Genomic DNA, 25,736 nt, shown 5'->3' with positions numbered 1-25,736 from the left:
CCTCCGCTCAGAAGCGGCCGTAGAAGGCCCGGGCCCGTTCCCGGCACCGGGCCGCCAGGGCTTCCTCGTCCAGCAGGGTGAGCTTCTTCCCCCGCATCAGGACCTTGCCGCCGACCACGGTGGTATCGACCGCGGCGCCGCAACAGATCCCGAAGAGGAAGTGCCCCAGCCAGGTGTTCCCGTCGAGGGGGGTGGGCGCGGTGTAGTCGACCACGATGACGTCCCCGGCGGCGCCCGGAGCCAGAACCCCGACCCGGTAGCCGAACTGGCGGGAGACGATCTCGGGGTTGTTGTCGAGGAGCAGGCTGCAGGATTCGCAGAACCCCACCCGCGGATCTTCCTGGGCCAGGTGCTGGAGGAAAAACGCGGTCTTGACGCCGGAGCGCATATCCGAAGTCATGCCGTCGGTTCCCAGGCCGACGGCGATCCCGCGGCCGAACATTTCCAGGACCGGAGCCACCCCCACGGCGTTGTTCATGTTCGACTCGGGGTTGTGAACCGCGGCGGTCCCGGTTTCGAGGAGGATGTCCGTCTCTTCGCCGTCGATGTGGACGCAGTGGATGGCCAGGCTCTTCTCCCCCAGCGCCCCCTTGTCCCGCAACCGCCGCAGGACCCTCTGACCGTATCGGACGAGGCTGGCTTCCTCGTCGGAGGCGGCTTCGGCCACGTGGGTGTGGAACCCGACGCCGAGCCGGTCGGCGGCGGAGACCGCCGCGGCCAGGGTCTCGTCCTCGACGGTAAAGGCGGCGTGGAGCCCGAACATGCCGCAGACCCGGCGGGCGGCCGTGGCCGGGACGGAGTTGGCCTCCTTGACGAAACGGACGTTCTCCTCGATCCCCTCGGCTCCCCTCCCGTAACGGTCGGAGATCCCCAGGCAGAGACACCCCCGGATCCCGGAGTCGTCCACCGCCTTGGCCAGCTCGGAGAGGCTCCCGATCTGGTAGCCCTGGCTCTCGTGGTGGTCGATGATCGAGGTCGTTCCCTGCTTGATGCAGTCGATCAGGGGGAGCATGGCCGCGTAGTAGAGGTCGCCTTCGACCAGGGCGGCGTCCAGGGGCCACCAAAGCCGTTCCAACACCTCGACGAAGGTATAGGGCGGCGGGTCCTTGGGAGCCATCCCCCGGGCGAAGGTGCTGTAGAGGTGGTGGTGGGCGTTGATCAGGCCGGGCATGATCACCTTGCCGGCGGCATCGACGTACTCGGCCTCCGGCGCCTGTTTCCTGACCTCCGCGTCGGTCCCCACCGCGGCGATGACGCCGTCCCGGATCAGGACCGCGCCGCGGGGAATCACCAGGTTCTCCTTGCCCAGGGTGACCAGAATGCCGTTGCCGATCGTAATTTCCTTCGCCATCTTCCGCTCCTTGCTTTTTTCCGCCGCGGCCGGGGGGCCCGGCTTTTCCGGCGATATTACCTTCTCCTCCCGGCGGCTTCCAACCCTTTTCCCCGGGCTCAGGACCCGCCGTCGGGAAGACTCTCCAGGAGGACGCGGGCCGCGTCCGAAGCTTCGCCCCTCGGGACCAGGGCCACGAACGCCTCCAGGTGGGCCCGGGCCTCGGGGAAACGCTCCTGGAGTAGGTACATCCTCCCCAGGGAGAGGTGGGCGGGGGCGAAATCGAGGTCGATCTGGAGGGCGCGGCTGAAGTAGTGCTCGGCCCGGGAAGCGTCGTTCATACGCTGGAAACAGAGCCCGATCAGATAGGGGTATCCGGGCTCGCGCGGGTGCTCGACCAGGAGCTTCTCCAGAAGGGGTACCATCTCCGGAAAAGCCGGATCGTCCCGGGAAACGTTCTCGATCAGGCCGAAGAGGCTGATATAGTCGACGCCGGTGGCCAGGTGGCGGCTGAGCCCCTCGGAAAGCTCCCGGAGCATGTCGCCGGGCTCGTATTCGTACCCCCAGCGCACGTCGCCGGGACGGACGATGAGGGCGCGGCGGTATTCCTCCCGGGCCCGGCCCGGACGGGAAGCCTCCTGTTCGAGAAGGGCCAGGTCGATCCGGGCCCTGATGGAGTCGGGTTCGATCTCCAGGGCCGAGGCGAAGGCTTCCCGGGCCGCGTCCAGGTCTCCGAGGCGCTGCCGGGCGACGCCGATATCGGTGAGCACGGAGGCGTTACCGGGAGCGATCCGAGCCGCCGATTCCAGGGCTTCCAGGGCGGGCCGGTAGCGGCCCTGGTCGATCAGGCATTTGCCCACGTAGTAGTAGGGTTCCCAGCGGTTGCGGTCGAGGGCGGCGGCGTTGAGGAAAAAGGGCAGCGCGTCCTTGATCCGCCGCTGGTTGTAGAGCAAGCCGCCCATGGCCAGGTGCCCGGGAAAATACCCGGGCTGCTCGGAGACCAGTTTGCGGAAGACCCCCTCGGCTTCTTCCGTCCGGCCGCCGCGTTCGAAGACCACCCCCAGGTTGTACTCGGCGTCGGCGAAACCGGGGGCGTGGGCGCAGGCGCGGCGGAGGAACTGTTCCGCCTCGACCAGTTTCCCTTCCTGCAGGGCCACCATCCCCAGCCCGTACTCGGCCGGGGCCAGGGACCGGTCCGACTCCCAGGCCCGGCGGTAGAACTCCCGGGCGGTTGAGTACTCCCCCTTCCCGAAGGCCAGCTGCCCGAGGATGACCAGCCCCCGGTAGGAACGGGGATCGAGGGCCACCGCGCGGGCGGCGGCCTCGCCGGCCGCCTCCCGGTCGCCCAGGACGAGGTCGGCCTCGGCCAGAACCGCCAGGGCGGAGGGATCGTCCGGACGGCGGAGGAGGTACTCCTTCAGCTCCTTCCGGGCGGAAGCGGGGTCGGCCAGCCGGTAGTAGAGAATGCGCCCCAGGGCGAGACGGGCGTCGTCCGCCGCGGGGTCGGCGGCAAGAATCCGGCGGTAGATGCCCGCGGCCCGGGAGTACCCCCCGTCCTGCTCGGCGGCCCGGGCCATGATCAGCAGCGCCCGGGCGTTGCCGGGATCGTTTTCCAGAACCTTGTCGGCCTCGCTCTCGGCGGCGCCGATCATCCCCCGCCGCAGGCAGAGCCCGGCCAGGCCCACCCGGGCCGCGGTGTCCGCCGGGTCGAGGGCCAGTGCCCGGCGGTAATTGATCATGGCTTCGTCGATCCGGCCCAGTTCGGCGAGGGCTCGGCCCAGGGACCGGTAGAGGCGGAGCTTGAGGACGGGATCGCCGCTCTCCGCCTCCACCCAGGGGCGCGACCGGGCCAGGTACACGGCGGCCCGTTCCCATTCCCCCGCCTCGTAGTAATGGATCCCCATCCGGAAAAACGCCCGGCTCTCCTGGAACCCGTCTTCCTGGGCCGCTTCCCAGCGAGCCACGGCCTCGGCCTCCTTCCCCTCTTCCCAACAGCGCCAGCCGGCCTGCGCTGCCGACCACCAGCGGGGGAGGTTGCCCTCGTAGCTCAGGTAGGTTTCCAGCGGAGGCGTGGGAGCCCCCCCGCCCGGGGTTCCAACGGCTCCCAGCGCCACCGCCGCCACTATCGGGACGATCTTCATGGGACGGTCACCTCGGGGTCATTGTAACCGGGGCGCCGCCGGAGCTCAACCGCGGGATGGAGGGGGAAAAAGGAAATGGGCCCGGTAGGACTCGAACCTACGACCAAGGGATTATGAGTCCCCTGCTCTAACCGACTGAGCTACGGGCCCCGAACGGCCACCGGGAAAACTATACCCCCCCCTTTTGCAAGTCAACCCCTTCCCTCGGGATTTCGGGAGGTTTTTCCCCTACACCCGGAGCCGTTTATGGTATTTTTTTACGGAAACGCAACCCGAAACGGCGGAGGCGCCGAGGAGGAACCGGGATGAAAAAAACTTCACTGACCACCTGGGCGGTCGCGCTGGCGGCCGCGGTCGCGGCCGGAACGGCCGCCGCCGCGCCCAAGATGACGATCGCGGTCTCCGAGTTCGACAACAAATCCGGCTGGTACGGTGCCTGGGATATCGGCTGGGGCATGCAGGAGATGATGGCCACCTCCCTGATCAACACCGGCAAATTCACCGTTCTCGAGCGGCAGGACCTCTCCTCGGTCCTGGCCGAGCAGGATCTGGGAGCCAGCGGACGCACCGGCGAAGGTTCGGCCGCCGCCATCGGCAAGCTGGGTAAGGCCCAGATCCTGATCTCGGGCGCGGTCACCGAGTTCGAGGAGAAGAAAGGCGGAGAAGGCGGCGGGATCGGGATCGCCGGTTTCCGCATCGGCGGCAGCCACGAGCAGGCCCACGTGGCCATCAACGTCCGGATCTACGACACCAGCAGCGGCGAGGTGCTGGACTCGATCCGGGTGGAGGGGAGCGCCGACGCCGGCGGCCTCTCCCTCGGCTACAGCCACTCCGATTTTTCCGGAGACCTGGGCGGTTTCCGCAAGACCCCGCTGGGGGAAGCGACCCAGGAAGCCATCGACGAAGCGGTGGCGAAAATCGCCTCCCGCCTCAGGAGCGTTCCCTGGCAGGGCAAAGTGATCAAGGCCGACGCCTCCAAGGTCTACATCAACGCCGGCAGCGAAGGGGGGATGAGCGAAGGCATGGAATTCGACGTCATCCGCCAGGGAGAAGCCCTGGTCGACCCCGATACCGGGATGACCCTGGGATCGGAGACGGAGAAGGTGGGCCGGGTCAAGGTCACCAGCGTCAAGGAGAAGTACTCCATCGCCGAGGTTCTCTCCGGGACCGGACTGGAGCGCGGCGACCTGGTCCAGGCCGACTGAGCCGGGAGCGGGGGCAGCGGCCGGGGAAAAACGGCATGAAACGGGAACTGCCCGCGACCGGCAAGGTCTCGCCGGATATCTTCGACGAGATCATCCTCCCCCGCCTGGGGCGACGGCGGCCTCAAGTGCTGGTCGGCCCCCGCAACGGGGTCGACGTCGGGGTCGTGGACCTGGGGAACGGCCGGGTCATGGTCACCACCACCGACCCGGTCTTCGTCATCCCCGCCTACGGCTGGGAACGAGCGGCCTGGTTCGCCGTGCACATCCTGGCCTCGGACGCGGCCACCTCGGGACTCCCCCCGGCCTATATCACCCTGGACCTGAACCTCCCCCTTTCCATGGACCGGGAAGCTTTCGAGGCTTTCTGGAACACGGTCCACCGGGAATGCGACGCCATCGGCCTGGCCGTGATCTCGGGACACACCGGCCGCTACCAAGGCTGCGAATTCCCCATGATCGGGGGGGCGACCGTGATCTGCGTGGGCCCGAAGGACCGCTATCTTACCCCCGCCATGGCCCGGCCCGGCGATGCCGTCCTCGTCACCAAGGGAGCGGCGGTGGAGGCCGCCGGCCTGTTCGCGGCCACCTTTCCGGACCGGATCGAAGAACGTTTCGGCTCCGAGTTCGCCGAGGAAGCCCGAGAACTGTTCTGGCAGATGTCGGTGGTGGAGGACGCCCGGATCGCGGTCGAAGCCGGCGTCCGCGAGGAGGGAGTGACCTCGATGCACGACGCCACCGAATGCGGCGTCCTGGGCGGCCTCTACGAAGTGGCCCGGGCCGCGGGGGTGGGGATGACGGTCGAAAAGGAAGCGATCATCGTCCAGGATCCGGTGCGCCGGATCTGCGGTTTGTTCGGGATCGACCCCTATACCTCGATCAGCGAGGGGTCCCTGATCGTCACCTGCCGCCCGCACCGGGCGGACGAGGTTCTGAAGCGCCTGGGCGCCGGGGGGATCCCCGCCAGCCGGGTCGGGGAAGTCACCGACGACCCCGGGCGCCTGATCCTGCGCGAGGACGGCCAGGAACGGCCCCTGGAGCACCCCCGGGTGGACCCGTTCTGGGGGGCGCTGGCCGAGTTCAGCGGCCGTCGCGCCTAAAGACAGGCGGCGGCGGCGCCGGCCCCGGCCAGGTACCCGGTGGAGAACGCGGCCTGCAGGTTGTAGCCGCCGGTATCGGCGTCGATATCGATGACCTCGCCGGCGAAGAAGAGGCCGCGGACCAGCCGCGACTCCATGCTGCGGGGGTTGATCTCGGGGCGGGACACGCCCCCGGCGGTGACGACCGCTTCCGCCGCCGGACGGAGTTCGAGGACGGGGATGTCGGCCCCCTTGAGCCAGAGGCGGAGACGAAGACGCTCCTCCCGGGTAACCTGGTCCGCCCGCTTGAGAGGGTCGATCCCGGAGGCGGCCAGGCAGACCGGGACCAGCGCGCGGGGGAGCAGGCCCTTGACCACCCCGGCTATCCGCCGTTTTCCCGCCTCCTTCAAATCGCGCAGGAGGCGCAGATCGAGTTTCTTCTCGTCGAGGGCCGGCTTGAAATCGAGGGAAAGCGCGACTTCGGCCCCGGCGGCCAGCGCGTCCCCGGCCCGGAGGGAAAGGGAAAGAACGATCGGTCCCGACACCCCGGTATGGGTGAAGATCATCTCCCCGAACTCGTCGGCGATCCGGCGCCCCCCGGCCGTCAGCCGGCACCGGACGTTCTTCAGGGCCAAGCCGGGGAGGGTCCGCGACCAGTGCCCGGTGGGCGTGTCCAGGGGGACGAGGGCGGGACGGGGGGCGACGACGGTATGCCCGACGGAGGCCGCCAACCGGTAGCCGTCGCCGCTGGAACCGGTCCGCGGGTAGGAGAGCCCTCCGGTGGCGATCACCGCCGCCCGGGCCCGATAAAAATCGTCCCCCACCCAGACCCCCCGGATACGGCCCTCGTCGACCAGGAGCCGATCGACGCGGCGGGAGGTGAGAATCTCGACTCCGGTTCCCGCCGCCCATTTTTTCAAGGCCCGGGCCAGCTCCACCGCGCTCCCCGCTTCGGGAAAGACCCGGCCGCCCCGCTCCACCGCCGTGGCCACTCCCAGGTCGGCGAAAAACCCGATCAGGCGGCGGTTGCCGAAATTGCAGAGGGCGGCGCGCAGAAAATTGCCCCCGGCCCCGAAGTGCTGGAGCATCTCCGGAACCGGGGCGACGTTGGTGAGGTTGCACCGGCCTTTCCCGGTCAAGCCCAACTTGAGGCCGACCCGGTCCATCCTCTCCAGCAACAGCACCGAGGCGCCGGCGGCCGCGGCCTTCCCGGCCGCCATCAGCCCCGCCGGTCCGCCGCCGATCACGATTACCCGGCCTGGTCGGCGCACTCGCATCCTCCCGGGGGACCCGCTCGCAGGCGCCGCGGCGCCCGGTCCTGCACATATCCCTATTGCAGTTTACCCCGGTCCGAACCGGACATCAATCATGGAATGAACTCTCCCAGAGCGACAGCCCGGTATCGGGGTCGTGCGCGCGGCGCGGGACATCCCCCACCAGCTCGCGGATCAGGCATTCGCAGGCGAAGATAACGGTCCCGGGCAGGAGGTGGCCGGCGACCGTGGAACCGTCTTCCCGGGCCAGGGCCAGGTGGGCATGAAGAAAAGGCGCCCCGTCCTTTTCGGTGATCGTCCCCAGGCAGGACACGATCTCCATGGCCTCCGGAAAGTCCAGTTCCCGATAGCGGCGCCGGTCCTGGAGGTAATACCCGATCCGGGCCCGGGACACGGCCCCGACGGCGCAGATTTCGGCGCAGGCGATCCCCCGGGCGGCGGCGCGGGCGGCCACGGCTTCAGCCAGATCTCCCCCCCGGGGGAGCCGCTCCAGGCATACTTTCCCGGTCGTGAACATTCCCATCTTCGACCTCCTCGATTTCGTCGCGTCCCGCCAGCTGACCGCAGGCACCCCGGACCCCCCGGCCGAAACGGTAGCGGCGGGTGACGGAGACGCCCTCCCCCTCCAGTGCCCGCCGGAAACCCTCGATCCGGGCTTCGGGGGGGGCCCGGAAACCCCGGGCGGGGTTGCAGGGGATGAGGTTGACGAGAAAAAGCCGCGGCCCGTCCTTCCGCAGCAGGCCCCCCAGAGCGCGGGCGTCGGCGGTGTTGTCGTTGAACCCGTCGATCAGGATATACTCGAACATGACCCGGCGGTTGGTGCGGGCCTGATAGTCCCGCACCGCCGCCAGCAGGCGCCGGAGCGGGACCTTGCCGGCCAACGGCATCAGCTCCTTCCGCCGCCGGTCGTCGGGCGCGTGGAGCGAGACCGCCAGGTTGACCTGCAGGGGGAAGGCGGCCAGACGCTGTATCCCGGGAACGATCCCGGCGGTGGAGATGGAAATCCGGCGGGCGGCGATGTTGAACCCGTCGGCGGCGTTGAGTTCGCGCACCGCCTCCGCCACCGCTTCATAATTGAGCAGGGGCTCACCCATCCCCATGAAAACGACGTTGCCGACCTTTTCCCCCGCGGGGGCGAGACGGCGCGCGACGAGACGAACCTGGCCCACGATCTCGCCGGCGGACAGGTTCCGGGACCAGCCGCGCTCGGCGGTGGCGCAGAAAGAGCAGCCGAGGGCGCAACCGGCCTGGGAGGAGACGCAGACCGTCCGGCGCCCGGAGCCGTGGCGCATCAGCACGGTCTCGACCGCCTCCCCGTCGCCGAGAACGACCAGGGCGCGTTCGGCCGATCCGTCCGCTTCGGGGAAAAACTCCGCCGACGCCGGCAGGGGGACGGCCTCCTCCAGTTCCCGGCGCAGCTCCAGGGGAAGGGCGGTGGCTTCCAGCCAGGAAGGAACCAGGTCCCGATACAGCGCGCGCCGGGCCTGGACCCGACGGTATCCGGGGAGGGCGGCGAGAATTTTTTCCAAGGCTTCGAGGTTCACGATTTTTCCTGGAGTTTTCCCTGCGGCCGGGAGAAAATTCCGGGGTTATGGATCCTTGCCGGCAGAGTAGCATGAAACGCCTTCTCGGGCACCGCCGTTTCGCGGCCGCGGCCGCGGCCGGGCTCATCTTCCTCCCCGCCGCCGCACCCGGGGCCCGGGCCAAAATCCCGACCGTGGCCAAGAACCCCTACCTTTCGGCCCTGGTCCTCAACGCCGGGACCGGCGAAGTCTTTTTCGAGGACAACTCTTCCGCCCGCGCCTATCCCGCCAGCGTGATCAAGCTGATGATGCTCCTCATCCTCCAGGAGAAAGTCGAGGAGGGAACCCTGCGGCTCGACGACCCGGTGACCGTGACCGCGGCCGCAGCCCGGACGGGCGGCTCGCAAGTCTACCTCAAGGAGGGCGAGGTCTTTCCCGTGGAAGAGCTGCTCTATTCCCTGATCGTCCAGTCGGCCAACGATTCCGCGGTCGCCCTGGCCATCCACACGGCGGGGTCGGCCGAGGCCTTCGTCGAGCTGATGAACCGGAAAGCCGCCGACCTGGGAATGGCCGACACCGTCTTCCATTCCGTGCACGGTCTCCCTCCGGCGGCGGGAGACGAACCGGATACAAGCACGGCCCGCGACCTGGCCCGGCTGGCGCTGGAGCTGATCAAGCACCCCGCCGTCTTCGCCTACACGGAGACCACGTACCGCCCCTTCCGCGACGGCACCTTCGACATGCGCACCCACAACCACCTGCTCGGATCGGTTCCCGGCTGCGACGGGTTCAAGACCGGGTACTTCAAGGCCGCGGGCTACTCCATCGTCGCCACCGCCTCCCGGCGCGGGGTCAGGTTCGTCGCCGTCGTCCTCGGCTCCAAGGACCGGACGACCCGGGACGCCAAGGCCCGGGAGCTCCTGACCAAGGCCTTTTCCTCGACCGTCCTCCCGGCGGTTACCCCCCGCTTCCGGCCCTCTCCCCCTCCGACCCCGGCGGGCACGGCGGCGGGCGACGAAGAAGTCGACGAGCTGACCGAGGCGGAAGAAAGCGCGGATTCCGGTAGCGGCGCCGGATCCCTGGCCCTCAAGCTGGCGGGGATGCTGGCCGTGGCCGGGGTCTTCTTCTGGCTGGGCTCGCGCCGGGGGCGTTAACGCCCGCCCCCCCCTCCCTTTTTCGCCGCCTTGGCCGCGGCCTTGGCTTGTTTCTTGGCGGCCTTGGCCTCGGCCTTCGCCCGGGCGGCGGCGCCGCCTGCCGCCTCCTCGCGCCGCCGGCCGAGGGCGGCGCGGTAGCGGTAGGTCAGAAACAGCCAGAACCCGGCGTAGGCGCACAGAGCGCCCAGGACCGGCGCCGCCACCCGGGGGGAGATTCCGGGGACGACCCCCCGCAACACCGCCGCCAGGGCCAGCATCCCCAGCCCTCCCCAGGCGTGGTGGCGGGCGAGGTCGTACTGACGCCGGGTCGGCGGCATCACCCGCGGACGCGGCTCCGGGCCAGGGCCAGCAGCGGGCCCAGGCTGTCTTTGAGAACGGAGATGGTGTTGTCTTCGGCCCGGGCCACGTCGGTCTTGCGGATGGCCTCGGTGGAAGCCCGGTTGACGATGACCCCCGCCACGCATCCGGCCCGCAGCCCCAGGGCCCGGGCGGTGGTGAAGAGGGCCGACGATTCCATCTCGTAGTTGAGCACCCCCAGCCGCTGCCACTCCCCGAGCGTGCCCTGGAATTTCCGGATCACGTACTTGCCGTGGGAGTCGTAGCGTTCCTGCCCCGGGTAGAAGGTGTCGGAAGACGCCGTGACGCCGACTCGAAAAGGAATGCCGGCCTTTTCCGCGGCTTCGACCAGGATCCTGGTGACGAAGAAATCCGCGGCCGCCGGGTACTCGATGGGGGCGTAGTGGGTCGAGGAGCCGTCCAGACGGACCGCGGCGGCGGTGACGACGACGTCCCCGACCTTGAGGTCCTTCCGGATCGAGCCCGTGGTCCCCAGCCGGACGAAGGTGGTGATCCCGAGCATGGCCAGCTCCTCGACGGCGATCGTGGCCGAGGGGCCGCCGATCCCGGTCGAGGTGACCAGAACCTTCTCCCGGGAGCCGACCGGGACCAGGCAGGACCGGTACTCCCGGTTGAAAGCCAGTTCCCGGAACCGGGGCGAGAGCTGCCCCGCGATCTTGGGAACCCGGCCGGGGTCGCCCGGGACCACCGCCAGCTTGGCGCCCCCGATCATTTTCCGATCCAGCTGAATATGATAGATCTTGCCCATCGTTCCTCCTCTCCCGGCGCCCGCGGCGCCGTCGCGGCGTTTCCGTCCGCCGAAATTATAGCCGGAAAACCGCCGAAGACAAGCGGCGGCGCCCCGGCGTTAAGGCCCGACCCTCCCCACGGGGGCGAGGTAGACCACGAACTCCTCGGCGCCGTCGAGCCGCAGCAGCCGGTCCATCTCCTCCTGGTCGTAGGCGGCCACGGCGCAGGTTCCGGCCCCGATGCTTTCGCAGGCCAGGTACAGGTTCTGGCAGGCGTGGCCGGCATCGAGGGCGATCACCTTGTGGGAAGCGCCCCCGTACCGCCACTCGGTCCGGGACGGCACCGCGCTCCAGACGAAGACGGCGGCGGCCCGCGCCGCGAACTCCTGCCCCAGCACTCCCCGGACCAGGCGGGCGGCCAGGTCGGGGACCGCGAATTCGAAAAGAAGTTCGTGGCCCAGGGGGAGGTAGCGGTAAACCCCCGGCTCCAGGGAGCCGACCCGAAACGCCAGGAGATAGGTCTCCAGGGGGTGGCGGCAGCCGGCCGAGGGGACGGTCCGCAGTACCGCGGCCGGGGAGAGGGTGCGTCTCACCCCCTGGACGGCCCAGAGCAGGAAGGAGAGCTCGGCCAGGCCCAGGGGCTCCGGCGAAAAATTCCGACGGCTGCGGCGCCGGCGGACGGCGTCGTAGACCCCCATCTTCCCGAGGGCGCCGAACTCTCCCGGAGCGGGAAGGGGGAACCGGAGGGCTTCGGACGGAAACGGCTTCTGGACGGGAGGAGGGGGAACACCGCGGCTCTGGGGGGTGGCGGCGAAGTCGGTGACTTTCCTCACCGAATCCTTGAGAAAGTACCTCCCCTCTTCGACCCCGCCGGTCATCCCCCGCCGTCCCCGGGAGCATCCAGGGCGGCGGCCAGGTTGACCGCCAGCTCCCGGCACCCCCGCAGGTCTTCGGGCTTGGGGGCGCAGCGGGCTTCGACCACCGGCTCCACCAGTTTCCAGCCGCACTCCTGCGCGCATTCCCGCAGGCGCTTGACGCCGCCGCCGCTCCAGGCATAGGTGCCGAAGATGCCGACCAGCCAGCCCCGGAGGTTGCTGTTCCTGAGCTTATCCAGCAGTTCGATCATGGGGGGGAAGAGACCGAGGTTGTAGGTGCAGCTTCCCAGGAGCAGGCCCCGGAACCTCCAGATCTCGTTGATCATGTAGGAAACGTGGGTATGGGAAGCGTTGAAGATCTTGATGTTCTTCAACCCCCGTTCGCTCAGAACCCGGGCGGCGGCATCGGCCATGCGCTCGGTGTTCCCGTACATGGACCCGTAGACGATCACCACTCCCGGTTCGGTCTCGTGCCGGCTCCAGGAAGCGTACGCCTCGATGATCCGCGACGGGTCCCGGCGCCAGATGGGCCCGTGCGTGGGAGCGACCACGGCGATGGGAAGATCCCGGACCTTGTCGATGGCCTTGACCACCATGGCGCTGAAACGTCCGACGATGTTGGTGAAGTAGCGGCGGATCTCGTCCTGGTAGAACTCGATGTTGACCTCGTCGTCGAAAATGCCTCCGTCGAGGGTCCCGAACCCCCCGAAGGCGTCGCCGGAGAAAAGCGTTCCGGTCCGTGAATCGAAGGTCATCATCGTTTCCGGCCAATGGACCATGGGAGTGAGCCTGAAGACCAGCTTCCTCCCTCCCAGATCGATTTCGTCGCCGTCGCCGACCTCGACGGTATCGGCGCCGAGGCGGTAGAAGTCCTCGATCATCCGCACCGTGTGCTCGTTCCCGACGAGCCGGATCCCGGGACAGAGCTCGACCAGGGTCTTGATCGAACCGGAGTGGTCCGGCTCCATGTGGTTGATGACCAGGTATTCGATCCGCCGGCCGGCGGAGACCCACTGGGCCACCCGCTCCCGGTAATCGGCGGAGAAAGACCCCTTGACGGTGTCGATCAGGGCGCAGCGCTCCGTTCCCTCCACCAGGTAGGCGTTGTAGGAGACCCCGTTGGGGAGCGGCCAGAGCTCCTCGAAAAGCCGGGTCTGGCGGTCGTTCACTCCCAGCCAGTAAATCCCCTCGCTGACCTTGACGGCATCGGGCATCGGTTCCGCCTCCACGGATTCGGGCAATGAAGACATCCCGCTGTTGTTGTAGTATAGCAAGCGGAACCGGCCCTGTCAGCAGATGCCGATACCTGCCCGGAGGCACTTGTGCGCGGATTCCCCGAATACCAGCGGGCCTGGTGGACGCCGATCGCGGCCCGGGCCCGGGAGAGCGCCCGGCCCGACGCCGTCCTGATCGACCCCGCCGCCCGGAGGCTGGCCGACGACGCCCCCCCCGGGGGGGCGGTCGGGGACGGACGCGTCCCCGAGCTGGGGATCTGTCTGCGCGCGCGCCTGATCGACGACCTGGCGCGGGAGGCTCTGGCCGACGGACCGGCGGCGGCGGTGGAGCTGGGAGCCGGTTCGAGCACGCGCCGGTCGCGGATCGGCGCCCGGGTCCCCTGGTTCTGTCTCGACCGCGCCGAAGCGGGACGATGGCGGGAGCGGCGGCTGCAGGAAGAGGGGGCCGTCGTCGTCGCCGACCTGGAAGACCGCGCCTGGACGGAAGCGGTCCGGCGGCGGGCGGGGGGGGGGCCCTTCCTCTTCATCGCCGAAGGCGTTTTCCAGTTCCTGGCCCCGGAGACGGTGCGGGCGGTCATGGCCGACGCCGCCGCGGATTTCCCGGGATCGCTGCTTTTATTCGACGCCGTCTCCCCGGCGGCGGGAAAGATTCTTCCGGGGGGGCGCTGGTTCCCGGAATCGCCGGCGGCGGTCGAAGCCCTGGCCCCGGCCTGGCAGACGGCGCGGGCGGCCGATTTCACCGACCTGCCCGCGAACGTTCTCCGCCGCGTTCCCCGGGGGACGCGCCTGGCCTGGCGGCTCTTCCCTCCCCTGCGGCGCTCCCACCTGGCGCTGCTCCTGCGCCCCCGGCGCTGAAGATCCGGGGGGCGGCCGTCAGGCCAGGGCGGCTTCGGCGGCGCGGGCGGCGTCGCGGACCAGCTCGGGCAGGGCGGGGTGGATGTAGATCATCCGGTTGAGATCGTCGAGGCCGGCCTGCATGTACATCATCCCGATGAGGATATGGATCATGTCGCTGGCTTCGGGGCCGACGATCTGCGCTCCCAGAATCCGGCGGTCGGAGCGGGCGACCAGGATTTTGACGAATCCGTGGTCGACCTGGCGCGCCAGACCGGCGTTGCTCTCCGCGTACATGGCCTTTCCCGCGACGTACTCGACGCCTTCCGCCCGCAGTTCTTTTTCCGATTTCCCCACCCCGGCGACTTCGGGCCAGGAAAAAAGCGCGGACGGGACCGGATAGTAGCGGATGGGGCGGTCGTCGCCCCCGAAGACGGTCCGAACCAGGTACTCTCCCTCGAAGTTGACCGAATGGCGGAAGAGGTAATGGCCGATACAGTCGCCGAAGGCGTAAACGCCGGGGGCACGGGTCCGCAGAAAACCGTCGACGGCGATGAAGCCGCGCTCGTCGAGTTCGACCCCGGTCCTCTCCAGGTGCAGGTCGGCGATGTCGGGCACCACTCCCGCCGCCACCAGCAGCGAGTCGCTTTCCAGTATCTCCTCGCCGGCGCCCGGCGCGCGCACCCGGGAAACGAAGGTCCCGGCCCGGTACTCGACCCGTTCGAGCCGCGCGCCCTCGCGCACGGTGTTGAACCGGGTGAATATCCGCTTGAACTCGGCGCGGACATCATCGTCCTGCCGGTCGATGAGCCCGTCGGGGGCGATGAAATCCACCCGGGAGCCGAAGGAACTGTAGGCGTTCCCCAATTCGCAGGCGATGAACCCTCCCCCCACCACCACCAGGCGCCGGGGCAGGCCGGGCGCGCGCAGCGCCTCCGGACTGGTCCAATACGGCGTCTCCTCCAGGCCGGGAACGGGGGGGATCCGGGGGCGCGAACCGGCGACGATGAACACCCGCTCGGCCCGGATCCGTTCGCCCCCGACCTCGACTTCGCGCGGGCCGGTGAAAACCGCCCGGCCGCGGACGAGGTCGAGGCGGGGATGTTCGTCGATCTGGCGCCGCAGTCCGGCGGCGATGCCGTCCACGGTCGAGGCGATGCGGTCGATCAGCTCCCGGAAACGGACGTCCCGGAAGCCGACGTCCAGGTCGAGACGCGCGGCTTCCCGGCATTCCCGGGCGAAATCGGCCGGGTAGATCAGCATCTTGGAGGGGATGCACCCCCGGTTAAGGCAGGTTCCCCCCAGGCGGTCTTTTTCGATCAAGACCACGCTCTTCCCCATATCCGCCACCGGCAGAGCCACCTTCATCCCGCCCCCGGCGCCTATCACCATCACATCGTATTCCTGCATCGTCTTCCGACCTCCCTTGGCTTACCGGTCCCGAAACAGCGGCGTCCCTTCCCGGGCCGCGTCGACCATGGCCCGGCTGTAGAAGAATATACCCAAAGCCCTCAGCGTCTCTCCACGGGAACCGGCGGGGGTCCCCTCCCCCACCCGGTCGATCAGGCGGGACCGCACCGCCTCGACTTCCCGCTCCAGAGACCCGTCTTCCTCCCCCCGCCCCATGGCCGCCAGGGCGCCTTCCACCAGCCCCGACATGGCCTGGGCGGCTTCATGGACCGCGGGCGACAGCCCCTTGACCTTGAGCACTTCGATCAGCTCGAGCAGGGACACGGCGTAGTCGCAGAGCCGGTGCAGAACCATGGAGAGGGAGAGGAGCCGGCGGCGGGTGGAGGGAAGGAGGAAGGATTCGTAGGCCATTTTTCGCAGCGACTCGTGAAAATCGTCGAGGTGCCGGTAGAGGGCGTCGCGGGCCGCGCCGGCGGCGGGAACGTCCCTGCCCTCGGCCATCGCGAAAGCGGCGCGGGCGACGGCGGCGACGTCGGCCAGGAGGGCGGACGCGAACTCCCGGCTCCGGCGCCTGATTTTGACGGGAAGAACGAAGCTCGAAACCAAAAGCCCGAAACCGCCGCCGAGGCCGACCTGATACAGCCTGACCGCGGCCATCGACGTGCCTCCCCCCTTGATCCGGGCCAGGACCACAATGGCGAAAGCAGCCATCCAGACCGTGGCCAGGGCGTAGGAAACGTTGTTGGTGTAGCTCCAGAGAAAGAGCAAAATCATCAGCACCGCGGCCGTCGGGACCAGCCCTTCGGGAAGAATCCAGATCAGGGCCAGGGCCAGCAGGGCTCCGGCGAGCGTTCCCCCGAAGAGTTCCAGGGCCTTGCGGACGTTGTCCCCCAAGGTGCCCGAAACCACCACCACCGCCATAACCACTCCCCAGACCGGGCGCTGCAGGCCGAATATCCCGCTGACGGCCAGCGAACAGAACGAAGCCAGCGCTCCCTGGACCGCCAGCCGGGTCGAACTCTCTCCCAGCCGGGCGGCGACCCGGCGACGCCAGCCCCGCGGAGGCTCGGGGACCTCGGTCGCCGGGTCCGGCTCCGAGGCCGGGAACGCGGCCTCGGCCGGATCCTGGAGGGCCCGGTCGAGCAGGGAAACGCTCTCCAGAAAACGCCGGAGGGAAACCAGGACCTGCCAGGCGTAGAAATCGACCGCGCGCACCGGGCCGGGCGCGTTGAGCACGGCGGCCGACAAGGCGTCGACCGCCGCCGGGCTCGAGGTCATCTCCAGGTGGAGGTCGTGTTCGCCGTCGAGAACCGCGGCGATCCCCTCCAGGGACCGCCCCACCTCCCCCAGCGCCCGGGCCACGGTGCGGCCCAGTTCCGGAGAAGCGGACCCGTCGAGCCCGGCGGAGAGCTTCAGGAGCGCCCGCCGGGCGATCCGGGAAATGCGTCCGAGACGGTACTGCATGTCCCCGGCCCGGGCCAGGATGCCCCAGGCGGGGTCGTTCCGGTTGAAGACCTGGGAAGCCACGGTTCCCCAGGCCAGAAGGGTGTCCTTGAGACCGGCGACGGAAGCCTCAAGCTCGCCGAGAACGGCCGGCGTGGGGGCGACGGCCGACCGTTCCAGGGCGGAAAAAAAACGGCTGTTCTCCTTGAAAAACCGGCGCAGGGAATCGATCAGGACCGTCTCCAGCTTGACCTGGACCAGATGAAAACCGGCGAAGAAGGAGCAGATGAAGGCGAACAGCAAGGTGACGGCGAAAGCGGGGAAATTTCCCGGGACGATACCCCCCAGCTGCGAGAAGAGGAAAACCGCCATGAACATGAATCCGGCCTGGCGGTAGGCCGGGCCGAAACGGCGGACGAAGTAACTGACGAAAACGACCGCGGGCACCGCCGCCAGGTAGGCCCCCCCCCTGCCGGGGAGAAAAGCGGCCAGAAGCGCCCCCGCCAGCGAACCGATCAGGGAACGGACCATTCCCTGCATTCTCTCCCGGCGGGAGTTCCCGGGAACGGTCGCGGTCAGGAGCATGGCGGCGAGGAGACCGATGAAGAGATAGCGGACGGAGGGCCGGCCGGAGACGCAGGCGGTCAGGAGGGCGACGGCCAGCACGGTCAGGCCGACCGCGACCAGGAGACGGAAGGCGCGGCGCAGCCGGATCGCCCCCGGGTCCCGTTCCCGGAACCTCAGCCACCATCGATGTGCGCGGGAAGAAGACATCCGGATCGCTCCCGTTGGACAAAACCACGCCAGTGTACCACGGCGGCGGCGGCGGCGAACAGGAAGACCCGAAAACGGCGGCGTTGGCCGCGGCGACCGGTCTTGCTATACTGGGATTCGGGAGGTAACGACCATGGATTTCTTCGAGACCGTCGCCAGGCGACACAGCTACCGGGAACCGTTGAGCGCGAGAGCGGTCCCCCGGAACCACCTGAAAAAGATCGTCCAAGCCGGGCTCGACGCCCCGTCCGGGCGCAACGCCCAAACCACGCGCTTCGTCATCGTCGACGACGACGACCTGGTCCGGGAGATCAAGGAGATGCACGCCACCAACCAGGCCATGCGCACCGCGCCGGCCTATATCCTCTGCGCCGTCGACCGCAAACCGGAAGCCGTCTACGAAGGGCTGGCTTTTCAGGTGGAGGACTGCGCCGCCGCCGTGGAGAACATGCTCCTGGCCGCCGCCGCCCTCGGCTACGTTTCGGTCTGGGTGGACGGTTGGCTGCGGACGGACGGGCGGGCGGAACGGATCGGCCGTTTGGTCGGCCTGCCGACCGGCAAGACCGTCCGGGTCATACTCCCGATCGGCTTTCCCACCGTCGAGGGGCGGCGGCCGGAGAAGCTGCCGTTCGAGGAACGGGCGTTCTTCAACCGCTATCCCGAACCGGAAGCCTGAGCGCGGACGATCAGAAAGAGCCGCCCAGGCCGAGTTCGAATTCGGACTGGTCGAGCTGTTCGTCCTGGTCCTCGTCCGACGCCAGGTAGAGGTTCCGCGGCTTTCCCGGGAAGGCCTTCTGGTACTCGGGCCAGGTGACGATGCCGTCGCCGTCCACGTCCACGTCCTTGAAAGCGGGGCTCCGGTACTGGGGCGCGGCGCAGGCGCCCAGGAGCAGGAAGAGCGCGCACAGTCCCGACCTTGTCTTCATCGTTCCAGTTCCTCCAGGTGACCGGTGTCGTTGACCATCTCGACCCGGACCGGATCCGGGTCGCAGACGATGCCCGTAAGGGAAGCGTTGTCAGCCCGGAACCGGCGGTAGCTCCGGGTGGGCAGATCCAACGCCTCCAGAACCGCCAGCCGGACGGTGACGTCGTGGGCCACGATCAGGACCGTTTTCCCCCGCCACTCGTCCCGGAGCCGGGCCAGGCCGCGGCGGAGCCGGACGCGGACGTCCTCCAGGCCCTCGCCGCCGGGCACGGCGGTCTCGTGGGGAGCCGCCCGCCAGGCCTCCCACTCCCGGGGCCATCCCCGGCCGATGGCGCCGCCGTCGAGGCCGCTCCAGAGTCCGAAATCGATCTCGGCCCAGTAATCCTCGGCCGCAGCCGTCAGCCCGCAGCGGGCGGCGACCGCCGCCGCGGTCTCCACCGCCCGGGCCACCGGCGAGGTCACGATCAGGTCCGGTGGCCGCAGAGCCAGGCGCCGGGCCAGGAGTTCGGCCTGACGGCGCCCGGTCGGATCGAGACGGTCGGCGCTGCGGCCGCTGTAGATTCCCGTGAGGTTGTTGGCGATCCGGCCGTGCCGGGCCCACAGAACCCTGGTTTTCACGTCCCCTCCGCGGAGAGCAGGCGCCCTATCTGCCGACGGAACGTGACGGCGCCCCCGTTGGCCGGATGCCGAACCGACACGGCGGCCACACCCAGGTCCCGCAGCACCGCCTCCGCCACCCTCCCCACCGCCAGGACGACGGCGCCGGGGAAGATCTCCAGGAACCGGCGGAGAACGGGTTCCCCCGACGCCAGTTCCACGGCGGTGGGGCGCCGGTTGCTGAGCATCCCCCGGCCGGGCGAGAACGGGTGCCAGGGAAAAGCGTTCCAGAGGACGAAGGCGAACGGGTCCAGGCCCAGGCCCAGCAGCTGTTTCCAGACGATGGTTCCGGTCGGCTCGGAGAAGCCCAGGGGCTTGAACCGGGGACTGCTGCTGCGCCGGGGCGCGGGCGCGGGCAAAACCGCCGCCGCCGGAATCCCCTCCCGGGACTTGTGCCCGAGAAGAATCCGCTCGGAGGTCATGGCGATGCCGCTGAAATGCCCTCCCTGGTAGCCGAGGGCCTCCCCGATCAGGACCAGCCGGGAGCGGTGGGCGCGGGGACGGAGGTACCCGGCCAGGTGGCGGCGGCGGATTCCGGGGGAGGCGGGGCCGAGATCGTGCTCGCGATCCACTTCCACCCAGGGGTTGAAAACCCCCCGCCGGGCGGGGGCGGAAGCGACGGCCTTGACCAGCGCCCTCACCCGCCTTTCCGAAAAAGTACGGGGAAGCGCACGCCCCGCCCGAGTCTTTTTGCTTGTCCGCTCCATGGTTTAGGATAGTGTACCACCTTCGGACGCACCGATACAGGCGGATGAAAACAGCACCTCGATCCATATCCCTGGTCCTTGACTTCGACGGCACCGTAACCGTCGACGACGTCTTCGATTCCATGTTCGCCCGCTTCGCCGGGCCCGAGTGGCTGGAGATCGACCAAGCCTACCTGCGGGGGGAACTGCCCCTGGAAGAAGCCTACCTGAAGATGGCCGCGACGTTCCGGGGCGAATCCGGCGCGGTCGTCGAATTCGTCCTGGAGCGGATGCGGCCGCGCGCGGGCTGGAAGGAGCTCCTGGCGTACGCCGACCGGTCCGGGATCCGGGCCCGGATCGTCTCCAACGGGTTCGACCTCTATATTTTTCCGCTGCTCGAAGCCTGGGGAACGCCGATCCCGGTCCTCTCCCACCACGCCGAGATCCGCGGAGGCAGGTTCGAGGTCGCCTTCAACCGCCACCCGCGCCTGGCCGACGGGCGCTGCCTGGTGGGAAAAGCCGAAATCGTGCGCGAACTTCAGGCCCGGGGAAATCTGGTGGTTTTCGCCGGCGACGGCCTCAGCGACAGCGGCGCCGCCGCCGCCGCCGACCTCGTCTTCGCCCGGCGCACCCTGGCCGGCTTCTGCCGGCGCGAAGGCATCCCCCACCTTCCCTTCGACGACTTCTTTGCGGTGATCGAGGGACTGGAGGGGCTGCGCCGCCGGGTCGCCGCCGGGGCCCGAGCCTAGATCCCCCGTTCCTTCCTGATCTTTTCCCAGGCCTCCTGGATGCGCCGGAACTTCTCCGAGGCATGGGCCATGAGCTCGTCGGGAAGGCCCTTGGACCGGAGGCGGTCGGGGTGGAAGTCCTTGACCAGCCGACGGTAGTTGCTTCTGATCTCGTCGTCGGACGCCCCCGGGGAGCACTCGAGCACGGCGTAGTCGTCCCCGGCGGCGCTGCCGTACTCGCGCATCGCCCGTTCGAAGGCGCCCCGCCCCAGGCCGAAAATCGCGGCGGCCTCGCGCAGGTGCTCTTCCTCGGCGGGGTGGATGACGCCGTCGGCGGCCGCCACCTGGGCGAGAAGATCGAACATGCTCGACCTGATCTGGGGCGCGCCGGCGAAGATCCGGGCGAACTGCCGGGCCAGGTCGGCGAAGGTGTAGGGGCTGAGACGGGCCCGGTTGAAGACGGCGACGGCAAAAGCCCGCTGGGTCGGATCCATCCCCTGGGAAGAGATGAATTCCTCGACCCGGTTGACTTCGGAACGGGAGATCCTGCCGTCGGCGGCGGCCATTTTCCCGAGCATGGAAAAAACCGCGGTGAAGTAGGCGGCCTGCGCCTGTTCGGCGGGGTCGAGGCGGGGGGCGGTTCGGGAAACCGGGCGGTTTGCTTCCCTCCCGGCGTCGACCAGCGCCCCCACCCCCACTCCCAGCAGGGCCCCCAAAGGCCCCCCCAGGGCGAAACCGATCACGCCCCCGGCAAGTTTCCCCATCCACCCCATGGTCTCAGCGCACCTCGCAGACCCGGTCGAATCCGCGCCGGGTCGGGCGCGGAAGAAGCCGAAGGCGGGGGGAAGGCCGCCCCACGGCCACGAGCATGACCGGTAAGTATTTCTCCTCCAGCGCCAGCGCCTCGGCGACGGCGGCGGCGTCGAACCCGTCCATGGGGTGGGTGGACCAGCCCAGGTCGGTAGCGGCCAACATCAGGTTCATCCCCAGCAACGCGACGTTGCGGGAGACGAATTCCTTTTCCCGGCCGGCGTAGAGAGCCCGGGCCTGCTCCCGCTTCCCGTGCGCCTGATCGGGGGCCAGGTACCCCTGTTCGACGGCGGCGGCGAAGACGTCGTCGCTCTCGTCCACGGCTTCGAGGTTCCCGAGCAGGACCAGGACCGCCGAGGCTTCCCGCACCTTGGGCTGATCGAACGCAGCCCGGCAGAGGGCCTCCTTGACCTCGGGGGAGACGGCCGCCACCACCTTCCAGGGCTGGAGGTTGAAGGAAGAGGGGGCCAGAACCCCGCGTTCCACGATCTCCCGCAGGTCCCCGGCGGTTATCCGGGCTTGGGGGTCGAAAAAGTTGATCGCCCGGCGGCGCTCGACGGTTTCCCGGTACTCCATGTCTCCTCCCCGGCTCCGCCGACGCCGATCAGGCCCGGATCTGGGCCAGGAGCTCGTCGCGCAGCTTCCGCATGTGCTCCTCGGTGTCGGCCTCGCAGTTGAGCCGCAGAAGCGGCTCGGTGTTGGATTTGCGGATGTTGAACCACCAGGTGTCCCCGATCACCGAGACCCCGTCGATCTCCACCAATTTCCCCCGCCCCCGGTATCGTTCCTTGATCCCGGCCATGATGGCGTCGGGGTCGGCGACCGTGGAGTTGATCTCTCCGCTGATGTGGTAGTTCGCGGTCTCGGCCAGGGCCCGGGACAGGCTCTCGCCCTTCTCCGAAAGCACTTTCAGCAGAAGCAGGGCGGTGAGGTTGCCGCTGTCGAAGTAGGCGTCCTTGTAGTGAAAGTAATAATGCCCGCTGACTTCGCCGGCGAACTCGGCCCCGATCTCGCGCATGAAATTCTTGGCGTAGGCATGGCCCACCTTGCCCATGTGCGCGGTTCCCCCGTATTTTTCCACGGTGTCGCGCACGTAATTGGAACAACGCACGTCGTAGCAGATCTTGGCCCCGGGATGGTTTTTGAGAATCTGCTTGGCCAGGAGCCCGAGGATGAAATCGGCGGAGCAGTACTTCCCCTTGTCGTCGACGAAAAACGCCCGGTCGGTGTCGCCGTCCAGACCGATGCCCAGGTCGGCGCCCGTCTCCAGAACCTTCTTGACCATGTCCTCCCGGTTCTCGGGAAGAAGGGGGTTGGCCTCATGGTTGGGAAACGATCCGTCCAGCTCGAAGAAGAGGGGGACGACCGTCACCTTGCTTCCGGCGAAAAGCGGGGGAATGACCATCCCCCCCATGCCGTTGCCGCAGTCGATCACGACCTTGAGAGGCGCCAGTTCCTCGGGTTTGACGAAGGAATGCATGAAGGCGATGAAATCGTTTAGAAGCTCGCGCTCGGTCACGGTCCCGGGAGAGCCGGCCGCGGGCTTGAACTCGCGGGACCGGACCGCCGCCTCGAGGCGGTCCAACCCGCTTTCGATCCCCATGGGGATCGCCTTCTCGCGTACGAACTTGAACCCGTTGTACTTGGCCGGGTTGTGGGAGGCGGTGATCATCACCCCTCCGGGAGCGTCGAGGTGGATAACGGCGAAGTAGAGCATGTCGGTGCTGGCCAATCCGATGTTGACCACGTTTTTCCCCTGCCCGGTCGCCCCCCGGATGAAAGCGTCCCGCAGGGGGTAGCTGGAAGGGCGCATATCGTGGGCGACCACCAGGGTTTCTCCCTCGATGAAATCGGCGAAAGCCCGTCCCAGGTCGTAAGCGAGTTCCTCGGTGACGTCCTCCCCGTAGACGCCCCTGACGTCGTATGCTTTGAACGGAGCAGCCATATCTACCTCCTTGAAGATAACGTTGCCGGGCCGGGGCCCGGATATTCGAATTGCCGGATTTTAACAGCAAGCGGGGGCCGGATCAAGGCCCCGCCCCGCGCCATCAAATCCGTTGTGCGCGGGTGCCCTCCGGAATAGGATAGCGGTACAACCCCGGAGGAAACCAAACGATGGCGAATCCGAACGGCCCGGCGGCCCCCCCTTTTTCCCGGCGCGGGAGGGAGACGGAACGATGACCGGATCTTCCACCCGGGTCATCGCCGAATCCCGGCTGCGCCGGCTCAACCGGGAACCTCCGGTCTCGGGGAAGTTCGTGCTCTACTGGATGCAGGCCAGCCAGCGGACCCGGGACAACCACGCCCTCGAATACGCCGTTCAACGGGCCAACCTGCTCGACCTGCCGCTTGTGACGGTCTTCGGACTCGCCAACGGGTATCCGGAAGCGACCGGGGCCCATTACCGTTTCATGCTGGAAGGCCTGGCGGAAACCCGGAAGCGCCTGGAGCGCAGGAAGATCGGTTTCCGCTTTCTGAGGGAGTCCCCTCCGGCGGCGGCCCTGCGCGCCGGAGCCGAAGCCGCTCTCATCGTCTGCGACCGGGGCTACCTGCGCCACCAGGTCGCCTGGCGGAAGACCGTGGCCCGGCGGGCCGGGCGGGAGGTGGTGGAAGTCGAAACCGACGCCCTGGTCCCGGTGGACGAGGCCTCGGACCGCGCCGAGATCGGAGCGCGGACTCTCCGGCCCAAGTTGAAACGGCTCCGGGAGCGCTACCTGGTCGCGCTGCGCCCCACCCCGCTGCGGCGTTCGGGTCTCGCCTGGGGAGACGCCCCCGATTCCCCCCTCCCTTCCCTCCCCGAACGGCTGCGGCGGCAAGCCGACCTGACCGACCGTCCCCGGGGAGGAGAAAGCGCGGCCCGGAAACGGTTCGACGCCTTTCTGGCCCGGGGTCTGCCCCGATACCTCGAAAGCGGTCGGTTCCTGGACGGAGGGCTGACCTCGGGAATGAGCCCCTACCTCCACTTCGGTCAGGTTTCGCCCCTGACCCTGGCCCTGAAAGTCGCGGCCGCGACGGGAGCGCCCGCGGCGGCCCGGGAAGCGTTCCTGGAAGAACTCCTGGTGAGACGGGAACTGGCCTTCAACTTCGTGCGCCGAACCGACGACTACGACGAGTACGGCTCTCTCCCCGCCTGGGCCCGCACAACCCTGGCCAGCCACCGCCGGGACCCGCGGCCGGAAACGTATTCCCCGGACGAACTGGAAGCGGCCCGGACCGCCGACCCCTACTGGAACGCGGCCATGATCGAGCTGCGCCGGACCGGGACCCTGCACAACCGCCTGCGGATGTACTGGGGAAAACGGATCCTGGAATGGATCCCGGATCCGGCCCGGGCCTACCGGACCACCCTGGAGCTGAACAACCGCTGGTTCCTGGACGGCCGCGATCCCAACTCCTACGCCAATGTCGGCTGGATCTACGGGCTCCACGACCACCCCTGGCCGGAGCGGCCGGTCTTCGGCTCCGTTCGTTCGATGACGGCGGGGGGGCTGGAACGCAAGGCCGATCCGGGCGCGTACGTCGAACGGATCCGGAGCCTCTTCGGAGACCGGGTTCCCCGCGAGCCGCCGGGAATTGCCTGACGTCCGCGGCCGGGCTTGTCGGGGGGCAGGATTTCGGGTAGATTGAAAAGCGCAACGTTCAAGCGACCCCGCCGGCGAACGGACGGGGAAAGGAGGCAGTCATGGGTCCCATCCTGATTCTCGTTATCGTGGCGCTCTTCATTTTCTTCTCCGGCATCAGGATCATCCGCCCCACCCACCGGGGCCTGGTGGAGAGGCTGGGCCGGTACAAGCGCTTTGCCCAGCCCGGATTCAACTGGATCATCCCCGTCATCGACCGGATGATACCGGTCAACATCACCGAGCAGATGGTGGACGCCCAGCCCCAGGAGATCATCACCAACGACAACCTCAACGCCCGGGTCGACGCCCAGGTCTATTTCAAGGTCAAGGAAGACGAGCAGAGCGTCAAGAATTCGCAGTACAACGTCAACAACTACCGCATCCAGATCGTCAACCTGGCCCGGACCACCTTACGCAACATCATCGGGACCCTGACCCTGAAATCGGCGAACAGCGAGCGGGACAAGATCAACAACGAACTGCTCACCACCTTGAGCAAGGAAACCCACAACTGGGGGATGGCGATCGTCCGGACCGAACTGAAGGAGATCGATCCCCCCAAGGACGTCCAGGAGACCATGAACAAGGTGGTCAAGGCCGAAAACGAGAAAATCGCCGCCCTCGACTTCGCCAACGCCCTGGAACGGCAAGCCGACGGGGAAAAACGGGCGGAGATCAAAAAGGCCGAGGGGGTCAAGCAGGCCAAGATCCTGGCCGCCGAGGGGGAGGCGGAAGCCATCCGCCTGGTCAACGAGGCGGCCAACAGTTATTTCGTCGGCAACGCCCAGCTCCTGCGCAAACTCGAGACCCTGGAACGGTCGCTGAGCCGAAACGCCAAAATCGTCATCCCCACCGGGTCGGAACTGGTCAACGTCATCGGGGAAATGGCGGGGGTGCTCCCTCTTCCCGCGAAAGAGACGCCGGCGAACCGCTGAGGGCGCCGGGCGG

Annotated in this window: 25 protein-coding genes and 1 tRNA gene; 8 read left to right on the top strand and 18 right to left on the bottom strand. The window is 68.4% G+C overall.

Going from position 1 to position 25,736, the window contains the following annotated elements; genetic code table 11:
* Positions 1 to 7: 7 nt before the first annotated feature.
* The 3 genes from ssnA to PLZ73_08790 form a co-directional block, all read right to left on the bottom strand.
* Complete coding sequence (ssnA, locus tag PLZ73_08800; GenBank protein ID HOO77972.1) at positions 8 to 1,351, bottom strand: putative aminohydrolase SsnA; 1,344 nt, start codon at positions 1,349 to 1,351, stop codon at positions 8 to 10.
* 98 nt (positions 1,352 to 1,449) lie between these two features.
* Positions 1,450 to 3,471: a tetratricopeptide repeat protein gene (locus PLZ73_08795; protein ID HOO77971.1), complete on the bottom strand. Its 2,022-nt coding sequence runs from the start codon at positions 3,469 to 3,471 to the stop codon at positions 1,450 to 1,452.
* A gap of 76 nt (positions 3,472 to 3,547) precedes the next feature.
* Positions 3,548 to 3,621: transfer RNA gene (locus PLZ73_08790), tRNA-Ile, on the bottom strand.
* 155 nt (positions 3,622 to 3,776) lie between these two features.
* Here PLZ73_08790 and PLZ73_08785 point away from each other — a divergent pair.
* On the top strand, positions 3,777 to 4,676 hold the full coding sequence (locus tag PLZ73_08785) for a CsgG/HfaB family protein (GenBank protein HOO77970.1): 900 nt from the start codon (positions 3,777 to 3,779) through the stop codon (positions 4,674 to 4,676).
* A gap of 35 nt (positions 4,677 to 4,711) precedes the next feature.
* Complete coding sequence (locus tag PLZ73_08780; GenBank protein ID HOO77969.1) at positions 4,712 to 5,773, top strand: AIR synthase family protein; 1,062 nt, start codon at positions 4,712 to 4,714, stop codon at positions 5,771 to 5,773.
* Here PLZ73_08780 and PLZ73_08775 read toward each other — a convergent pair.
* From PLZ73_08775 to rlmN, 3 genes are all read right to left on the bottom strand, one after another.
* The gene (locus PLZ73_08775; GenBank protein ID HOO77968.1) at positions 5,770 to 7,023 is read right to left on the bottom strand and encodes an NAD(P)/FAD-dependent oxidoreductase; all 1,254 of its coding nucleotides are present in this window, start codon (positions 7,021 to 7,023) and stop codon (positions 5,770 to 5,772) included. The two genes, PLZ73_08780 and PLZ73_08775, sit on opposite strands and share 4 nt — an antisense overlap.
* A 91-nt stretch (positions 7,024 to 7,114) precedes the next feature.
* The gene (locus tag PLZ73_08770) at positions 7,115 to 7,549 is read right to left on the bottom strand and encodes a DUF296 domain-containing protein (protein HOO77967.1); all 435 of its coding nucleotides are present in this window, start codon (positions 7,547 to 7,549) and stop codon (positions 7,115 to 7,117) included.
* The gene (rlmN, locus tag PLZ73_08765; GenBank protein HOO77966.1) at positions 7,485 to 8,570 is read right to left on the bottom strand and encodes a 23S rRNA (adenine(2503)-C(2))-methyltransferase RlmN; all 1,086 of its coding nucleotides are present in this window, start codon (positions 8,568 to 8,570) and stop codon (positions 7,485 to 7,487) included. Before rlmN ends, PLZ73_08770 begins: the two co-directional genes overlap by 65 nt.
* A 71-nt stretch (positions 8,571 to 8,641) precedes the next feature.
* Between rlmN and PLZ73_08760 the strand changes: the two genes are divergently transcribed.
* Positions 8,642 to 9,703 carry a D-alanyl-D-alanine carboxypeptidase family protein gene (locus tag PLZ73_08760; protein HOO77965.1) on the top strand — a complete coding sequence of 354 codons (1,062 nt, stop codon included), beginning with the start codon at positions 8,642 to 8,644 and terminating at the stop codon, positions 9,701 to 9,703.
* Here the strand turns inward: PLZ73_08760 and PLZ73_08755 are convergent.
* The 4 genes from PLZ73_08755 to PLZ73_08740 form a co-directional block, all read right to left on the bottom strand.
* Positions 9,700 to 10,023 carry a hypothetical protein gene (locus tag PLZ73_08755; protein HOO77964.1) on the bottom strand — a complete coding sequence of 108 codons (324 nt, stop codon included), beginning with the start codon at positions 10,021 to 10,023 and terminating at the stop codon, positions 9,700 to 9,702. The two genes, PLZ73_08760 and PLZ73_08755, sit on opposite strands and share 4 nt — an antisense overlap.
* Entirely contained in the window at positions 10,020 to 10,808 is a 789-nt protein-coding gene (udp, locus tag PLZ73_08750) for a uridine phosphorylase (GenBank protein HOO77963.1), read from the bottom strand. The genes PLZ73_08755 and udp overlap by 4 nt, the downstream gene beginning before the upstream one ends.
* Before the next feature lie 99 nt (positions 10,809 to 10,907).
* A complete protein-coding gene (locus PLZ73_08745) occupies positions 10,908 to 11,666 on the bottom strand; it encodes a SagB/ThcOx family dehydrogenase (GenBank protein ID HOO77962.1) in 759 nt (252 codons plus the stop codon).
* On the bottom strand, positions 11,663 to 12,877 hold the full coding sequence (locus PLZ73_08740) for an FprA family A-type flavoprotein (GenBank protein ID HOO77961.1): 1,215 nt from the start codon (positions 12,875 to 12,877) through the stop codon (positions 11,663 to 11,665). Before PLZ73_08740 ends, PLZ73_08745 begins: the two co-directional genes overlap by 4 nt.
* 108 nt (positions 12,878 to 12,985) lie before the next feature.
* On the opposite strand from PLZ73_08740, the gene PLZ73_08735 reads away from it, so the two are divergent.
* Positions 12,986 to 13,753 (top strand): class I SAM-dependent methyltransferase, encoded by a 768-nt coding sequence (locus PLZ73_08735; GenBank protein HOO77960.1) that lies wholly within the window; start codon positions 12,986 to 12,988, stop codon positions 13,751 to 13,753.
* 18 nt (positions 13,754 to 13,771) lie between these two features.
* Here PLZ73_08735 and PLZ73_08730 read toward each other — a convergent pair whose 3' ends face one another.
* Together PLZ73_08730 and PLZ73_08725 are read right to left on the bottom strand one after the other, a co-directional pair.
* Positions 13,772 to 15,142, bottom strand: coding sequence for a dihydrolipoyl dehydrogenase (locus PLZ73_08730; GenBank protein HOO77959.1), 1,371 nt, complete (start codon positions 15,140 to 15,142; stop codon positions 13,772 to 13,774).
* A 21-nt stretch (positions 15,143 to 15,163) separates the two neighbouring features.
* Positions 15,164 to 17,359 (bottom strand): FUSC family protein, encoded by a 2,196-nt coding sequence (locus tag PLZ73_08725; protein ID HOO77958.1) that lies wholly within the window; start codon positions 17,357 to 17,359, stop codon positions 15,164 to 15,166.
* Positions 17,360 to 17,492: 133 nt separating this feature from the next.
* On the opposite strand from PLZ73_08725, the gene PLZ73_08720 reads away from it, so the two are divergent.
* Positions 17,493 to 18,035 carry a nitroreductase family protein gene (locus PLZ73_08720; protein HOO77957.1) on the top strand — a complete coding sequence of 181 codons (543 nt, stop codon included), beginning with the start codon at positions 17,493 to 17,495 and terminating at the stop codon, positions 18,033 to 18,035.
* A 10-nt stretch (positions 18,036 to 18,045) separates the two neighbouring features.
* Here PLZ73_08720 and PLZ73_08715 read toward each other — a convergent pair whose 3' ends face one another.
* From PLZ73_08715 to PLZ73_08705, 3 genes are read right to left on the bottom strand one after another with little or no spacing between them, the layout of a single operon-like run.
* Positions 18,046 to 18,285 carry a hypothetical protein gene (locus PLZ73_08715; GenBank protein ID HOO77956.1) on the bottom strand — a complete coding sequence of 80 codons (240 nt, stop codon included), beginning with the start codon at positions 18,283 to 18,285 and terminating at the stop codon, positions 18,046 to 18,048.
* Positions 18,282 to 18,902, bottom strand: coding sequence for a histidine phosphatase family protein (locus PLZ73_08710; protein ID HOO77955.1), 621 nt, complete (start codon positions 18,900 to 18,902; stop codon positions 18,282 to 18,284). The genes PLZ73_08715 and PLZ73_08710 overlap by 4 nt, the downstream gene beginning before the upstream one ends.
* Positions 18,899 to 19,582 (bottom strand): uracil-DNA glycosylase, encoded by a 684-nt coding sequence (locus tag PLZ73_08705; GenBank protein HOO77954.1) that lies wholly within the window; start codon positions 19,580 to 19,582, stop codon positions 18,899 to 18,901. The genes PLZ73_08710 and PLZ73_08705 overlap by 4 nt, the downstream gene beginning before the upstream one ends.
* Before the next feature lie 110 nt (positions 19,583 to 19,692).
* Between PLZ73_08705 and PLZ73_08700 the strand changes: the two genes are divergently transcribed.
* Complete coding sequence (locus PLZ73_08700; GenBank protein ID HOO77953.1) at positions 19,693 to 20,376, top strand: HAD-IB family phosphatase; 684 nt, start codon at positions 19,693 to 19,695, stop codon at positions 20,374 to 20,376.
* Here PLZ73_08700 and PLZ73_08695 read toward each other — a convergent pair.
* The 3 genes from PLZ73_08695 to PLZ73_08685 are packed head-to-tail and all read right to left on the bottom strand — an operon-like array spanning position 20,373 to position 23,110.
* Entirely contained in the window at positions 20,373 to 21,119 is a 747-nt protein-coding gene (locus tag PLZ73_08695) for a TerB family tellurite resistance protein (GenBank protein HOO77952.1), read from the bottom strand. The genes PLZ73_08700 and PLZ73_08695 overlap by 4 nt on opposite strands.
* Positions 21,120 to 21,132: 13 nt before the next feature.
* Positions 21,133 to 21,741 carry a nitroreductase family protein gene (locus tag PLZ73_08690; GenBank protein ID HOO77951.1) on the bottom strand — a complete coding sequence of 203 codons (609 nt, stop codon included), beginning with the start codon at positions 21,739 to 21,741 and terminating at the stop codon, positions 21,133 to 21,135.
* 28 nt (positions 21,742 to 21,769) lie between these two features.
* Positions 21,770 to 23,110 (bottom strand): phosphomannomutase/phosphoglucomutase, encoded by a 1,341-nt coding sequence (locus tag PLZ73_08685; GenBank protein HOO77950.1) that lies wholly within the window; start codon positions 23,108 to 23,110, stop codon positions 21,770 to 21,772.
* 232 nt (positions 23,111 to 23,342) lie between these two features.
* Here PLZ73_08685 and PLZ73_08680 point away from each other — a divergent pair, with 232 nt between their 5' ends.
* Positions 23,343 to 24,746 (top strand): deoxyribodipyrimidine photo-lyase, encoded by a 1,404-nt coding sequence (locus tag PLZ73_08680; GenBank protein HOO77949.1) that lies wholly within the window; start codon positions 23,343 to 23,345, stop codon positions 24,744 to 24,746.
* Between the two features lie 101 nt (positions 24,747 to 24,847).
* The gene (locus PLZ73_08675) at positions 24,848 to 25,723 is read left to right on the top strand and encodes an SPFH domain-containing protein (GenBank protein HOO77948.1); all 876 of its coding nucleotides are present in this window, start codon (positions 24,848 to 24,850) and stop codon (positions 25,721 to 25,723) included.
* Positions 25,724 to 25,736: the final 13 nt, after the last annotated feature.

This window comes from bacterium, from assembly GCA_035380285.1.
Taxonomy (GTDB): Bacteria; Auribacterota; Erginobacteria; order Erginobacterales; family DAOSXE01; genus DAOSXE01.
The sequence above is the reverse complement of the archived record's forward strand: the minus strand, read 5'-3'. Positions and strand labels throughout refer to the sequence as shown.